Raw genomic sequence first — 15,506 nt, forward strand, 5'->3', positions numbered from 1 at the left:
TTCGGCGTTGTAAGGTTAAGCCTCACGGTTCATTAGTATCGGTTAGCTCAACGCATCGCTGCGCTTACACACCCGACCTATCAACGTCGTAGTCTTCAACGTTCCTTCAGGACTCTCAAGGAGTCAGGGAGAACTCATCTCGGGGCAAGTTTCGTGCTTAGATGCTTTCAGCACTTATCTCTTCCGCATTTAGCTACCGGGCAATGCCATTGGCATGACAACCCGAACACCAGTGATGCGTCCACTCCGGTCCTCTCGTACTAGGAGCAGCCCCCCTCAATTCTCCAGCGCCCACGGCAGATAGGGACCGAACTGTCTCACGACGTTCTAAACCCAGCTCGCGTACCACTTTAAATGGCGAACAGCCATACCCTTGGGACCTACTTCAGCCCCAGGATGTGATGAGCCGACATCGAGGTGCCAAACACCGCCGTCGATATGAACTCTTGGGCGGTATCAGCCTGTTATCCCCGGAGTACCTTTTATCCGTTGAGCGATGGCCCTTCCATTCAGAACCACCGGATCACTATGACCTGCTTTCGCACCTGCTCGAGCCGTCACTCTCGCAGTCAAGCTAGCTTATGCCATTGCACTAACCTCCTGATGTCCGACCAGGATTAGCTAACCTTCGTGCTCCTCCGTTACTCTTTGGGAGGAGACCGCCCCAGTCAAACTACCCACCAGACACTGTCCGCAACCCGGATTACGGGTCTACGTTAGAACACCAGCCATTAAAGGGTGGTATTTCAAGGACGGCTCCACGCAGACTGGCGTCCACGCTTCAAAGCCTCCCACCTATCCTACACATCAAGGACCAGTGTTCAGTGTCAAGCTATAGTAAAGGTTCACGGGGTCTTTCCGTCTTGCCGCGGGTACACTGCATCTTCACAGCGAGTTCAATTTCACTGAGTCTCGGGTGGAGACAGCCTGGCCATCATTACGCCATTCGTGCAGGTCGGAACTTACCCGACAAGGAATTTCGCTACCTTAGGACCGTTATAGTTACGGCCGCCGTTTACCGGGGCTTCGATCAAGAGCTTCGCGTTGCCGCTAACCCCATCAATTAACCTTCCGGCACCGGGCAGGCGTCACACCGTATACGTCCACTTTCGTGTTTGCACAGTGCTGTGTTTTTAATAAACAGTTGCAGCCAGCTGGTATCTTCGACTGATTTCAGCTCCACCCGCAGGGGCTTCACCTACATATCAGCGTGCCTTCTCCCGAAGTTACGGCACCATTTTGCCTAGTTCCTTCACCCGAGTTCTCTCAAGCGCCTTGGTATTCTCTACCTGACCACCTGTGTCGGTTTGGGGTACGATTTCGTGTTACCTGATGCTTAGAGGCTTTTCCTGGAAGCAGGGCATTTGTTACTTCAGCACCGTAGTGCCTCGTCATCACACCTCAGCGTTAATAAACGACCGGATTTACCTAATCGTTCCGCCTACATGCTTAAACCGGGACAACCGTCGCCCGGCTAACATAGCCTTCTCCGTCCCCCCTTCGCAGTAACACCAAGTACAGGAATATTAACCTGTTTCCCATCGACTACGCCTTTCGGCCTCGCCTTAGGGGTCGACTCACCCTGCCCCGATTAACGTTGGACAGGAACCCTTGGTCTTCCGGCGTGCGGGCTTTTCACCCGCATTATCGTTACTTATGTCAGCATTCGCACTTCTGATACCTCCAGCAGCCCTCACAGGCCACCTTCAACGGCTTACAGAACGCTCCCCTACCCAACAACGCATACGCGTCGCTGCCGCAGCTTCGGTGCATGGTTTAGCCCCGTTACATCTTCCGCGCAGGCCGACTCGACCAGTGAGCTATTACGCTTTCTTTAAATGATGGCTGCTTCTAAGCCAACATCCTGGCTGTCTGTGCCTTCCCACATCGTTTCCCACTTAACCATGACTTTGGGACCTTAGCTGGCGGTCTGGGTTGTTTCCCTCTTCACGACGGACGTTAGCACCCGCCGTGTGTCTCCCGTGATAACATTCTTCGGTATTCGTAGTTTGCATCGGGTTGGTAAGCCGGGATGGCCCCCTAGCCGAAACAGTGCTCTACCCCCGAAGATGAGTTCACGAGGCGCTACCTAAATAGCTTTCGGGGAGAACCAGCTATCTCCCGGTTTGATTGGCCTTTCACCCCCAGCCACAAGTCATCCGCTAATTTTTCAACATTAGTCGGTTCGGTCCTCCAGTTAGTGTTACCCAACCTTCAACCTGCCCATGGCTAGATCACCGGGTTTCGGGTCTATACCCTGCAACTTAACGCCCAGTTAAGACTCGGTTTCCCTTCGGCTCCCCTATACGGTTAACCTTGCTACAGAATATAAGTCGCTGACCCATTATACAAAAGGTACGCAGTCACCCCATAAAGAGGCTCCCACTGCTTGTACGTACACGGTTTCAGGTTCTTTTTCACTCCCCTCGCCGGGGTTCTTTTCGCCTTTCCCTCACGGTACTGGTTCACTATCGGTCAGTCAGGAGTATTTAGCCTTGGAGGATGGTCCCCCCATATTCAGACAGGATACCACGTGTCCCGCCCTACTCTTCGAGTTCACAGCATGTGTGCTTTCGTGTACGGGAGTATCACCCTGTACCCTGCGACTTTCCAGACGCTTCCACTAACACACAAGCTGATTCAGACTCTGGGCTGCTCCCCGTTCGCTCGCCGCTACTGGGGGAATCTCGGTTGATTTCTTTTCCTCGGGGTACTTAGATGTTTCAGTTCCCCCGGTTCGCCTCGTTAACCTATGTATTCAGTTAACGATAGTGTGTCGGAACACACTGGGTTTCCCCATTCGGACATCGCCGGGTCAAAGGTTCATATCACCTCGCCGGCGCTTTTCGCAGATTAGCACGTCCTTCATCGCCTCTGACTGCCAGGGCATCCACCGTGTACGCTTAGTCGCTTAACCTCACAACCCGAAGATGTTTCACTTCATGATTGCGAAAATTTGAGAGACTCGAACACACCATTAAGGTGTGCCGTTTCAATTTTCAGCTTGATCCAGATTTTTAAAGAGCAAATATCTCAAACGTAACTCACCGAGTTAGTTTTGAGATATCGGTTGGCTGTGTCTTTCACTCACACCCAGCAAGTGGCGTCCCCTAGGGGATTCGAACCCCTGTTGCCGCCGTGAAAGGGCGGAGTCCTAACCGCTAGACGAAGGGGACACGGAGTGTCTCGACTTCGCAGCCGTCTTGCTTCTCTACATTCATCAGACAATCTGTGTGAGCACTACAAAGGCAGGTTCTTTAAGGTAAGGAGGTGATCCAACCGCAGGTTCCCCTACGGTTACCTTGTTACGACTTCACCCCAGTCATGAATCACAAAGTGGTAAGCGCCCTCCCGAAGGTTAAGCTACCTACTTCTTTTGCAACCCACTCCCATGGTGTGACGGGCGGTGTGTACAAGGCCCGGGAACGTATTCACCGTAGCATTCTGATCTACGATTACTAGCGATTCCGACTTCATGGAGTCGAGTTGCAGACTCCAATCCGGACTACGACGCACTTTATGAGGTCCGCTTGCTCTCGCGAGGTCGCTTCTCTTTGTATGCGCCATTGTAGCACGTGTGTAGCCCTACTCGTAAGGGCCATGATGACTTGACGTCATCCCCACCTTCCTCCAGTTTATCACTGGCAGTCTCCTTTGAGTTCCCGGCCTAACCGCTGGCAACAAAGGATAAGGGTTGCGCTCGTTGCGGGACTTAACCCAACATTTCACAACACGAGCTGACGACAGCCATGCAGCACCTGTCTCAGAGTTCCCGAAGGCACCAAAGCATCTCTGCTAAGTTCTCTGGATGTCAAGAGTAGGTAAGGTTCTTCGCGTTGCATCGAATTAAACCACATGCTCCACCGCTTGTGCGGGCCCCCGTCAATTCATTTGAGTTTTAACCTTGCGGCCGTACTCCCCAGGCGGTCGACTTAACGCGTTAGCTCCGGAAGCCACGCCTCAAGGGCACAACCTCCAAGTCGACATCGTTTACGGCGTGGACTACCAGGGTATCTAATCCTGTTTGCTCCCCACGCTTTCGCACCTGAGCGTCAGTCTTTGTCCAGGGGGCCGCCTTCGCCACCGGTATTCCTCCAGATCTCTACGCATTTCACCGCTACACCTGGAATTCTACCCCCCTCTACAAGACTCTAGCCTGCCAGTTTCGAATGCAGTTCCCAGGTTGAGCCCGGGGATTTCACATCCGACTTGACAGACCGCCTGCGTGCGCTTTACGCCCAGTAATTCCGATTAACGCTTGCACCCTCCGTATTACCGCGGCTGCTGGCACGGAGTTAGCCGGTGCTTCTTCTGCGAGTAACGTCAATTGCTGAGGTTATTAACCTCAGCACCTTCCTCCTCGCTGAAAGTACTTTACAACCCGAAGGCCTTCTTCATACACGCGGCATGGCTGCATCAGGCTTGCGCCCATTGTGCAATATTCCCCACTGCTGCCTCCCGTAGGAGTCTGGACCGTGTCTCAGTTCCAGTGTGGCTGGTCATCCTCTCAGACCAGCTAGGGATCGTCGCCTAGGTGAGCCGTTACCCCACCTACTAGCTAATCCCATCTGGGCACATCTGATGGCAAGAGGCCCGAAAGTCCCCCTCTTTGGTCTTGCGACATTATGCGGTATTAGCTACCGTTTCCAGTAGTTATCCCCCTCCATCAGGCAGTTTCCCAGACATTACTCACCCGTCCGCCGCTCGTCACCCGAGAGCAAGCTCCCTGTGCTACCGCTCGACTTGCATGTGTTAGGCCTGCCGCCAGCGTTCAATCTGAGCCATGATCAAACTCTTCAATTTAAGTTTGATGCTCGTGAATTAAACTTCGTAATGAATTACGTATGTTCACTCAGAGACTTGGTATTCATTTTTCGTCTTGCGACGTTAAGAATCCATGTCACTTTGAGTGCCCACACAGATTGTCTGATAAATTGTTAAAGAGCAGTGCAACGCGACTTTCGCTCACCGTTGCGAGGTCCCGTATAATACGTTTTCCTCATTCAGAGTCAAGCGCTTATTTTCGCTTTTCTCCGCTAACCCGGCGGCCTGTAAGCCGTTGTTCCGTGTCAGTGGAGGCGCATTATAGGGAGTTATTCTGACGTGACAAGAGGAAATTTAAAAAAAGTTTCTGACCGTGTTTTTTTTCACCAACAGCGGTGAAATCAAGCTACAAATTGTTCTATTTGATGTCTCTGCAACCACAATCACATTCGAGGTGGCATACTTACCCGCATGAATCATTAAGGAATAAGAGCGATGCCCTTAAGCGCACAACAGCTGGCAGCACAAAAAAATCTCTCCTATGTGCTGGCAGAAAAGCTGGCTCAGCTAATCCTAGCGGGTAAATATGCCCCAGGCAGCATCCTGCCAGGTGAGATGGAGTTGGGTGAGCAGTTTGGGGTAAGCCGTACCGCCGTTCGTGAAGCGGTGAAAACGTTAACGGCAAAAGGAATGGTGCTACCGCGTCCGCGTATTGGTACGCGCGTGATGCCTCAGGCGAACTGGAACTTCCTCGATCAGGAGTTACTCTCCTGGTGGATGACCGAAGACAATTTCCACCAGGTGGTCGATCATTTCCTGGTGATGCGCAGTAGCCTTGAGCCTCAGGCCTGCCTGCTTGCCGCCACGCTAGGCACGGCAGAACAAAAAGCGCAGCTTAATACCTTGATGGAAGAGATGGTGTTCCTGAAAAAGCACTTCAACCGCGAACGCTGGATTGAGATTGATATGGCCTGGCACGAACACATCTATATGATGAGCGCCAATCCGTTCCTGACCTCCTTCGCTTCTTTATTCCATTCGGTGTACCACACCTATTTCACCGCGATTACTCAAGATGAAGTGGTAAAGTTGGATCTGCATCAGGCGATAGTTGATGCCATTCAGGAGAGCGACGGGCAGCAGGCCCTGAGTGCGTGTCAGGCATTGTTGGTTGCACCAACCCACCAGCAGGTAAATAAATGACAGAGAAAAAAGCGCGCAGCATGGCCGGATTGCCGTGGATTGCAGCCATGGCGTTCTTTATGCAGGCACTGGATGCCACAATCCTCAACACCGCTCTACCCGCCATCGCACAAAGCCTTAACCGTTCCCCGCTGGCGATGCAGTCCGCTATTATCAGTTACACTCTGACGGTCGCGATGCTGATCCCCGTTAGCGGCTGGCTGGCCGACCGTTTCGGCACCCGTAAAATATTCATGTTAGCCGTGACGCTTTTCACCCTTGGCTCTCTGGCCTGCGCGCTCTCCACCTCCTTAACGGAGCTGGTGATCTTCCGCGTGCTCCAGGGGATTGGCGGCGCGATGATGATGCCCGTGGCGCGCCTGGCGTTACTGCGCGCCTACCCGCGCAGCGAACTCCTTCCCGTCCTCAACTTCGTCACCATGCCTGGTCTGGTCGGCCCGATACTGGGCCCCGTGCTCGGCGGCGTGCTCGTTACCTGGGCGAGCTGGCACTGGATCTTCCTGATTAATATTCCGATTGGCGTGGCGGGCCTGATTTATGCCCGCAAATATATGCCGAACTTCACCACGCCGAGACGCAGCTTCGACATGGGCGGCTTTTTCCTGTTTGGACTGAGCCTGGTGTTGTTCTCCAGCGGAATGGAGCTTTTCGGTGAGAAAATCGTAGCGACGTGGCTGGCGCTGTCCGTCATCCTTAGCGGTGTTTTGCTGTTCCTTCTTTATATACGTCATGCACGCCGTCATCCGACACCGCTGATCTCGCTGTCGCTCTTCAATACCCGCACCTTCTCGGTCGGCGTGGCGGGCAACATTGCCTCTCGCCTGGGTACAGGCTGTGTTCCCTTCCTGATGCCATTGATGCTGCAGGTCGGTTTCGGTTATCCGGCGCTGATTGCTGGCTGCATGATGGCCCCCACGGCGATGGGATCGATTCTGGCGAAATCAACGGTCACTCAGGTGCTGCGCTGGTTTGGCTATCGTAAGACGCTGGTAGGCGTGACGGTCTTTATCGGGCTGATGATTGCGCAGTTCTCGCTGCAATCCGCCGCGCTACCCGTCTGGATGCTGATCCTACCGCTGTTTGTGTTGGGGATGGCGATGTCGACGCAGTTCACGTCGATGAACACCATCACCCTCGCCGATCTGACCGACGAGAACGCCAGCAGCGGCAATAGCGTACTGGCGGTCACTCAGCAGCTGTCGATAAGTCTTGGCGTTGCCGTGAGTGCGGCGGTGCTGCGGTTTTATGAAGGATTCGACGGTACGAATACCGTAGAGCAGTTCCACTATACCTTTATCACCATGGGCGCACTCACCGTGGTATCGGCGCTGGTCTTTATGCTGTTGAAACCGAAAGATGGCCGAAACCTGATTAAAGAGCGCCACAAAGAGAAGGCTAAACCGAGCCGCGTTCCATCAGAACAGGAGTAAGCTGCAGGCGTTGCTGCTGCAGCGTAGGCTGTGCCATACGGTGGATCAAGACATCGATGGCCAGCTCGCCCAGTTCATCCTTCGGCTGATGGATCGTGGTGAGCGGCGGCGTCATGTAACGGGCAAGTTCGATATCATCGTAGCCAATTATCGCCATATCGTCCGGCACGCGAAGCCCAACCTGATACAGGGCCTGGTAGGCACCAAACGCCATCGCGTCATTACCAATAAACACCGCCTGCGGGCGCGGTTCCTGGGCCAGCAGTTTTTGCATCGCCTCGAAGCCACCGTTAAATTCAAAATCGCCGGTGATACGGTAGCCGTCGGGAATGGCAAGCCCCGACCGTTCCATTGCCGAAAGATACCCTTCCAGACGCAAGCGTGCCGGGGTTTTATCCAGCGGCCCAGTAATGCAGGCGATGCGGGTATAGCCTTTATCAATAAGATGCTGCGTCGCCATATCCCCGCCCAGCAGGGAGTTATCCTGTATCAGATCGCTGGTGCCGTCGAACGGCGCCCAGTCCATCATCACCGTTGGGATAGAAGGATAGCGCTGGATGATCTCTTTCGAGGGCTGGTGCGTTTCGGTGCAAAGCAGCAGTAGCCCGTCGACGCGTTTTTGCATCAGCGTCTCCAGGTTGCGGTTCATGCGCTGCTCATCGCCTTCGGTATTGCACAGCACCAGGCTATAGCCGCGCTCGAAGCAGCTGCGCTCGACGCCGCGCACAAGTTCAGAATAAAAAGGGTTGGTACTGGCCGTAATCAGCATCCCGATAGTACGGGTCTGGTTAAGCTTAAGGCTACGCGCCAGCGCAGACGGCGCATAGTTGAGATCTTTTACTGCGGCTTCGACTTTTTCCCGAATCGCCTCGCTGACGAAGCGATCGTTGTTTATCACGTGGGAGACCGTCGAGGTAGAAACGCCCGCCATGCGGGCGACATCTTTCATCGTAGCCAAGCGTTACCCCTGCTGACTTAGAAATTCATCAATCTCTTTACGCCACGGAACGGAAGGCTGCGCACCTTTGCGCGTCACCGCGATCGCGGCGGCGGCATGGGCAAAGCGAATCGCATCATCCATTCCCTTACCTTCCAGCAGCGCCGTCACCAGCGCACCGTTAAAGGTATCTCCCGCGGCGATGGTATCAATGGCTTTGACCTTAAAGCCCGGCACGCGACGGCCTTCACCGTTTACGCTTGCCCACACCCCACGGCTGCCGAGGGTAATGATCACCGTTCCGATGCCTTTATCGTGCAGTGCATTCGCGGCTCGCGCAGCATCATCATCATTTTCGACGCGAATGCCCGTCAGTTTTTCCGCTTCGGTTTCGTTCGGGGTGATGATGTCCACCAGCGCCAGCAACTCGTCTGATAATACACGGGCTGGAGCCGGGTTAAGTACGACAGTGGTATGATTTTCATGCGCAATTTTCGCGGCGGCCAGCACGCTTTCAACCGGGGATTCCAGCTGCATCAGTAGGGCTTGCGCATCCGCGACGATCTCGCGCTGCGCTTCAACACGTTCAATCGTCAGCGCGGCGTTAGCGCCCGCATGAATACCGATGACATTCTCACCTTCTGCGTTAACGAAAATCAGCGCCACGCCGGTTGATTCCCCTTCAACCACGCTCACCGGCGCAACATCGATGTTGTCGCTTGCCAGCTGTTTGCGTACGCGCTCACCGGTATCGTCGTCGCCGGTACAGGCGATAAAGGCGATGTTCGCCCCGCTACGCCCGGCGGCGACGGCCTGGTTCGCGCCCTTACCGCCGAAGGCTACCTGGTACTGATTACCGGTGACGGTTTCGCCCGGCGTCGGGAAGGTTTCAAGGTTAAGAATGTGATCGGCATTGATACTGCCAAGGACGACGAGGTTGCCTGCGGTTTTCATGTATTGAGGTGTCCATCTGAGAGTGCCACCGGTGTTACCCGGTGGCGTATGCCACACTTTTCTTTATAGGGTGTCCCTCAGGCAGCCAGCGACTGCCTGAATCGCCTTTTACTGCTTGATGACCAGCTTCAGGTCAACCGGATATTTGGCCTGAACTTTTTCGCCCTTCAGCACTTTGTCGGCAGTTTCAACGCCGGTCGCGCCAATCTGCTCAGGCAGCTGAGCGATGGTCGCAGCCAGTTTGCCATCGTTTACCGCTTTTTCACCATCAGGCGTGCCGTCAAATCCGACAACCATCACATCAGATTTACCTGCAGTCTGCAGCGCACGCAGCGCGCCCAGCGCCATTTCGTCGTTCTGTGCGAACACGGCCTGCACGTCAGGGTGCGCGGTCAGCAGGTTCTGCATCACGTTCAGACCTTTAGTACGGTCGAAGTCTGCCGGCTGGCTGGCCAGCACGTTGAATTTATGTGCAGCCACAGCCTGCTGGAAGCCTTCACCACGCTCACGCGCAGCTGACGTCCCGGCAATGCCCTGCAGTTCGATGACTTTCGCGCCTTCACCGGCTTTCTTCGCGATGTAATCGCCCGCGATTTTGCCGCCCAGCACGTTATCAGACGCGATGTGGCTGACCACGTCGCCTTTCGTCGCCTGACGGTCCAGGGTGATCACCGGAATTTTTGCCTGATTTGCCATCTTCACGGCGTTGCCTACGGCGTCAGAATCGGTCGGGTTGATCAGCAGGATTTTGGTGCCACGGACGGTCAGATCCTGCACGTTCGCCAGCTCTTTCGCCGGGTTGTTCTGAGAATCCAGAACCACCAGGTTGTAGCCCAGCTTGTCCGCTTCTTTCTGCGCGCCATCCTTCAGGGAGACGAAGAACGGGTTGTTCAGGGTTGAGACAACCAGCGCGATGGTGTCTTTCGCCATTGCGTTAGCACTTACGGTTGCGCTCAGCGCGACAGCAGAAACCAGGGTAGCCAGTTTTTTCATGTTCATATCTAAGATGTCCTGTAGTGTCGTCAGTTACTGTTTTTTGTTGTCTACCAGTACCGCCAGCAAAATCACCACTGCCTTAACGATCATCTGGTAATAGGAGGAAACACCTAACAAATTCAAACCATTATTCAGGAAACCGAGGATCAGTGCGCCGATCAACGTCCCAACAATGCGACCTTTACCGCCCGCAAGACTCGTACCGCCCAGAACCACTGCCGCAATGGCATCCAGCTCATACCCCGTGCCCGCCGTTGGCTGCGCAGAGGAGAGGCGCGCCACTTCGATGATGCCCGCCAGTGACGCCAGCAGGCCGCACAGGGAATAAACGATAATTTTGACTTTATTGACGCTGATACCGGACAGACGCGTTGCTGCTTCGTTACCGCCCAGGGCATAGATATAACGACCAAGACGGGTGTGGTGCAGCATATACCACGCCGCCAGGAAGACGATAGCCATGATCCAGACCGGCGTCGGGATGCCCAGCGGGCGACCGATACCGAACCAGCCAAACAGATCCGCGTTATCGGTAAAGCCGGTGTTCACCGGGCTACCGTTGGTGTACACCATGGTCACACCGCGCAGGAGCAGCATCATCACCAGCGTGGCGATGAACGCCTGAACGCGGCCTTTTGCCACAATAACGCCGGTTACGGCACCAATCGCCGCGCCTGCCGCCAGGGCAGCGGCCACGGCCACCAGCGCGTTGACTTCAATGCCGACAATCGAAGCGGCGATCGCACCGGTGAGCGCCAGCAGGGAACCGACGGACAGATCGATACCTGAGGTCAAAATCACCAGCGTCATCCCGACCGCCATAATGGCGTTCACCGACGTCTGCTGCAGAATGTTGAACAGGTTATTCACGGTGAAGAAATTCGGGCTCATGGTCGAAACAATCGCGATCAGCACCAGCAGGGCAATCAGCGATTTTTGTTCAAGCAGCCATGCCTTAGTGAAATAGCGGCGACCAGAAACAGCCTGGGTAGTCATCTTCTTACTCCTGATTCACGCGATTAAGCTTGCCCACAGCGGCAGCCATCAGAACTTCCTGGGTGGCCTGCTCGCGAGTGAATTCACCGCCGAGATGCCCTTCATGCATAACGATAATGCGATCGCTCATGCCTAATACTTCTGGCATCTCGGAAGAGACCAGAATGATGCTCAGACCGTCGGCCTTGAACTGGTTAATCAGCTGATAGATCTCTTTCTTCGCGCCTACGTCCACACCGCGGGTTGGCTCATCGAGGATCAGCACTTTCGGGCGCGTCATCAGCCCGCGCGCAATCGCCACTTTCTGCTGATTGCCGCCGGACAACAGGCCAATCGCCTGCTCCATCGACGGGGTTTTTACGTTAAAGAGGCGGATAAAATCGCTAACCGCCTGCTGTTCGTCTTTGTGCTTCAGCGTACCGCCGCTATGGCTGAAATAGCGCAGCGCGGTCAGGGACATGTTCTCTTTTACCGACATGCCTAGCACTAAGCCGTCGCGCTTGCGGTCTTCAGAGATATAGACGATGCCATTCGCCAGGCCATCCTGCGGAGAGCGGGTGACCACTTCATGACCGTCGAGAGTGACATAACCGCTGGTGCGCGGCAGTGCGCCGTACAGCACTTTCATCAGCTCGGTACGTCCGGCACCCATCAGGCCCGCCACGCCCAGGATTTCGCCCTGGCGCAGGGTAAAGGTCACGTCGTTCACGCCCGGTCCGCAGAGGTTGTCCACCTTCAGGCGGATCTCACCCGGCGCTTTATCCAGATGCGGATACTGATCTTCGAGCTTACGCCCCACCATCATTTCGATAAGCGAATCTTCGGTCAGCGTCGCCACTTCGCGCTCGGCAATAAACTGCCCGTCGCGGAAGACGGTGACGTCATCGCAGATTTCGAAGATCTCTTTCATACGGTGAGAGATATAGACAATCCCGCGCCCCTGCGACTTCAGCTCGCGGATCACGCGGAACAGGGATTCGGTTTCGGTATCGGTCAGGGCGTCGGTCGGTTCATCCATAATGATGACCTTCGACTCAAAGCTCAGCACCTTCGCGATTTCCACCATCTGCTGATCGCCAATGGACAGATCGCCCACCAGGCGGTCGCTCTTAAAGCGCAGGTTCAGCTTCGCCAGCAGCTTGTCCGCTTCGGCGTACATGGTTTTCCAGTCGATTTTGCCGAACCGGTTAACAAACTCGCGGCCGAGGAAGATGTTTTCCGCAATGGTGAGCTGAGGGATGAGGTTCAGCTCCTGATGAATAATACCGATGCCCGCTTCCTGAGAGGATTTCGGGCCGGTGAAGGTGGTCTCTTTTCCCAGCCAGACGAGCGATCCGGCATCGCGTTGGTAGATACCGGTCAGCACTTTCATCATGGTGGATTTGCCGGCACCGTTTTCGCCCACCAGCGCCATCACGCGCCCGGGGTAGACGTTCAGCGCCGCGCCGGAGAGGGCTTTTACGCCCGGGAACGATTTATCGATCCCTTTGAGTTGCAGTAATGCGTCCATGATGGCCTCAGAAGGTGACGCCAGCACAGAGAATGATATTCGCATACGGGGAACACTCCCCGCTGCGAATCACCGCCTGACTGTCTGCGGTTTGTTGTTTGAACTGCTCGTGCGTCGTGTAACGAATTTCTATGGTGTTTCCCTGGTGTTGCTGCAGTTGCTCAATGTGGCTGAGCAACGTTTCGTGGAGTTGCGGATTATGTTGTTTAATTTCCGCCGCGAGAATGACCGCCTCAACCTGCATCTCCGCCGTCACCACGTCCAGTACCTGCATAAACGAAGGAACGCCCTGCGTTAACGCCATATCGATACGGGCTGTGCTGCGCGGAACTGGTAAGCCTGCATCGCAAACCACCAGCGTATCGGTATGCCCAAGACGGGAAATAACCGATGAGATTTCTGAGTTGAGAACCGTGCCTTTCTTCATTTTCTTGCTCCACTAGCGAAACGTTTCGCTAAAAGTAGTTTAGACGCAAGAGTGTTCAGAAAACCATCATGACGTAACGGAATTGTGATCGACGTCGAAACGTTTCGCTAAGTGAAATGGAGCGGAGGTAAATGCAAAACGGTAACCCCAAGGTTACCGTTTTTTATGTTTGCGCCCTCTCCCTGTGGGAGAGGGTCGAGGTGAGGGCTTCAGCCCGCACAAAGACTTAAATCTCGACCTGCGTCCCCAGCTCTATCACGCGGTTAGGCGGGATCTCAAACTGGTCAGGCGCGCGCAGGGCGTTGCGCTGCAGGATGAGGTACAGCTTGCCGCGCAGGCGCAGATACCACGGGCGTTTGCCGATAATCAGCGACTCGTGCGACATAAAGAACGACGTCTCCATCATCCGGCAGCTCAGCCCTTCCAGACCGCAGCGGTGGAACACCTCCTCCACGTTCGGCGTTTCGCGCCAGCCGTAGCTTGCCACCACGCGCCAGAAGGTCGGCGACAGTTGCTCGATCTGGACGCGACGCACGTTGTGCACGTACGGCGCATCTTCGGTACGCAGCGTCAGCAGGATCACGCGCTCGTGCAGCACTTTGTTGTGCTTGAGGTTGTGCATCAGCGCAAACGGGATCACGTTCAGCGCACGGGACATATACACCGCCGTACCGGGCACGCGCACCGGCGGGGATTTTTCCAGAGAAGCGATCATCGCCTCCAGAGAGTTGCCGTGCTCGTGCATGCGACGCAGCAGGCGGAAGCGCTCGCTTTTCCACGTCGTCATCACGATGAACATGACCAGGCCCAGCGTCAGCGGCAGCCAGCCGCCGGAGACAATCTTGTCGAGGTTGGCGGAGAACAGCGGCACGTCGATACACAGGAAGCCCACCAGAATCAGCCCTACGAGCAACTTATTCCAGTGCCAGTTCCGGTATGCCACCGTGGTGGAGAGGATGGTCGTCAGCACCATCGTTCCCGTCACGGCAATACCGTACGCCGCGGCCAGGTTGCTGGAGTGTTCGAAGCTGACGATAACAATCACGACCGCAAAATAGAGTAGCCAGTTAATGAAAGGTATGTAGATCTGGCCGGATTCCATTTCAGACGTATGGATAATGCGCATCGGCGAGAGATAGCCCAGACGCACAGCCTGACGGGTCAGGGAGAAGACGCCGGAAATCACCGCCTGAGACGCAATCACCGTCGCCAGCGTGGCGAGGATCAGCATCGGGACCAGCGCCCAGTCGGGGGCCAGCAGGAAGAACGGGTTTTTAATCGCTTCAGGGTGTTCAAGCAGCAGCGCACCCTGGCCGAAATAGTTCAGCACCAGCGATGGCAGAACCACGGTAAACCACGCCACGCGGATAGGCAGTTTCCCGAAGTGGCCCATATCGGCATACAGCGCTTCAACGCCGGTAATGGAGAGCACGACCGCACCCAGCGCCACGAACGACACCATTTTGTATTCGAGGAAGAAATGCACCGCCCACATAGGGTTCAGCGCATGCAGCACGTCGGGGTTAGCGATAATGCTGCGCAAACCGAGCGCGGCCAGGATCAGGAACCAGGCCAGCATAATCGGCGCAAAGAGCTTACCCACCAGCCCGGTGCCGTGCTTTTGAATAGCAAACAGCAGCGTCAGCACGATTATCGCAAGCGGCACAACCCAGGTATCAAGCTGCGGTGCGATAATCTCAAGCCCTTCTATCGCCGACATGACCGAAATCGCCGGCGTAATGACCACTTCCCCATAGAAGAAGCTGCCGCCAATCAGGCCGATAATGACCAGCACCGACGTCATTCTGGCGGACGTATTGCGCCCGGCAAGCGACATTAGCGTCAGGATCCCACCTTCACCCGCGTTATCTGCGCGCATAACGAAGGAGAGATATTTAACAGAAACTACCAGGATCAGCAGCCAGAAGATGAGGGACAGAAAGCCGAATACGGCATCACGTTCAACACCAAAACCAAACTGACCGGACAGACATTCACGAAGCGTATAGAGCGGGCTGGTGCCGATATCACCATAGACAACCCCGATCGCCGCAAGCGTTATTGCGGGTAATGATTGCTTTTTATCAGTGCTCATAGACTAGTCTTTTCGTTTAAATAACAAATGTGTGCTTAGTCCCTTGGCCCACAAAAAGCGCACAGTATGCACGATTCATTGCAAAATCGTACCCCTAAATGCAACCGCGTTAATGTAGCGCAAAGAAAATTGCGCCGCACTTCAGTCTATTACCAGGCCAGACTGAAACGTCTATACTCGCTTCAATTGGCCGC

At 55.0% G+C, this 15,506-nt stretch carries 9 protein-coding genes, 1 tRNA gene and 2 rRNA genes; 2 read left to right on the forward strand and 10 right to left on the reverse strand.

The genetic code is table 11. From position 1 onward, the window contains the following. Window positions 1-11: 11 nt before the first annotated feature. From VPX56_RS22740 to VPX56_RS22750, 3 genes are all read right to left on the reverse strand, one after another. Window positions 12-2,917, reverse strand: a 23S ribosomal RNA gene (locus VPX56_RS22740). A 184-nt stretch (window positions 2,918-3,101) separates the two neighbouring features. Beyond that, window positions 3,102-3,176, reverse strand: a tRNA-Glu gene (locus VPX56_RS22745). 87 nt (window positions 3,177-3,263) lie between these two features. Further along, window positions 3,264-4,803 (reverse strand): 16S ribosomal RNA (locus VPX56_RS22750). The 16S and 23S rRNA genes sit together here with 1 tRNA gene alongside, the layout of an rRNA operon. Window positions 4,804-5,259: 456 nt before the next feature. On the opposite strand from VPX56_RS22750, the gene VPX56_RS22755 reads away from it, so the two are divergent. Together VPX56_RS22755 and mdtD are read left to right on the forward strand one after the other, a co-directional pair. After that, a complete protein-coding gene (locus VPX56_RS22755) occupies window positions 5,260-5,967 on the forward strand; it encodes a FadR/GntR family transcriptional regulator (protein ID WP_326469073.1) in 708 nt (235 codons plus the stop codon). Further along, window positions 5,964-7,397, forward strand: coding sequence for a multidrug transporter subunit MdtD (gene mdtD, locus VPX56_RS22760; protein ID WP_131634527.1), 1,434 nt, complete (start codon window positions 5,964-5,966; stop codon window positions 7,395-7,397). Before VPX56_RS22755 ends, mdtD begins: the two co-directional genes overlap by 4 nt. Here mdtD and rbsR read toward each other — a convergent pair. The 7 genes from rbsR to kup form a co-directional block, all read right to left on the reverse strand. Further along, window positions 7,363-8,355, reverse strand: a complete 993-nt coding sequence (rbsR, locus tag VPX56_RS22765) for a ribose operon transcriptional repressor RbsR (protein WP_131634528.1) — start codon at window positions 8,353-8,355, stop codon at window positions 7,363-7,365. The two genes, mdtD and rbsR, sit on opposite strands and share 35 nt — an antisense overlap. 3 nt (window positions 8,356-8,358) lie before the next feature. Beyond that, window positions 8,359-9,288, reverse strand: coding sequence for a ribokinase (gene rbsK, locus VPX56_RS22770; RefSeq protein WP_131634529.1), 930 nt, complete (start codon window positions 9,286-9,288; stop codon window positions 8,359-8,361). Window positions 9,289-9,396: 108 nt separating this feature from the next. Next, entirely contained in the window at window positions 9,397-10,287 is an 891-nt protein-coding gene (gene rbsB / locus VPX56_RS22775) for a ribose ABC transporter substrate-binding protein RbsB (RefSeq protein WP_008503498.1), read from the reverse strand. A 27-nt stretch (window positions 10,288-10,314) separates the two neighbouring features. Then, the gene (gene rbsC, locus VPX56_RS22780; RefSeq protein WP_119936500.1) at window positions 10,315-11,280 is read right to left on the reverse strand and encodes a ribose ABC transporter permease; all 966 of its coding nucleotides are present in this window, start codon (window positions 11,278-11,280) and stop codon (window positions 10,315-10,317) included. Window positions 11,281-11,284: 4 nt separating this feature from the next. After that, window positions 11,285-12,790: a ribose ABC transporter ATP-binding protein RbsA gene (gene rbsA / locus VPX56_RS22785; protein WP_263610663.1), complete on the reverse strand. Its 1,506-nt coding sequence runs from the start codon at window positions 12,788-12,790 to the stop codon at window positions 11,285-11,287. A gap of 7 nt (window positions 12,791-12,797) precedes the next feature. Further along, window positions 12,798-13,217: a D-ribose pyranase gene (gene rbsD, locus VPX56_RS22790; RefSeq protein WP_131634531.1), complete on the reverse strand. Its 420-nt coding sequence runs from the start codon at window positions 13,215-13,217 to the stop codon at window positions 12,798-12,800. Between the two features lie 226 nt (window positions 13,218-13,443). Next, window positions 13,444-15,312, reverse strand: a complete 1,869-nt coding sequence (gene kup, locus VPX56_RS22795; protein ID WP_131634532.1) for a low affinity potassium transporter Kup — start codon at window positions 15,310-15,312, stop codon at window positions 13,444-13,446. Window positions 15,313-15,506: the final 194 nt, after the last annotated feature.

The organism is Enterobacter wuhouensis (assembly GCF_035835995.1).
In the GTDB taxonomy this organism is placed as follows: Bacteria; Pseudomonadota; Gammaproteobacteria; order Enterobacterales; family Enterobacteriaceae; genus Enterobacter; species Enterobacter wuhouensis.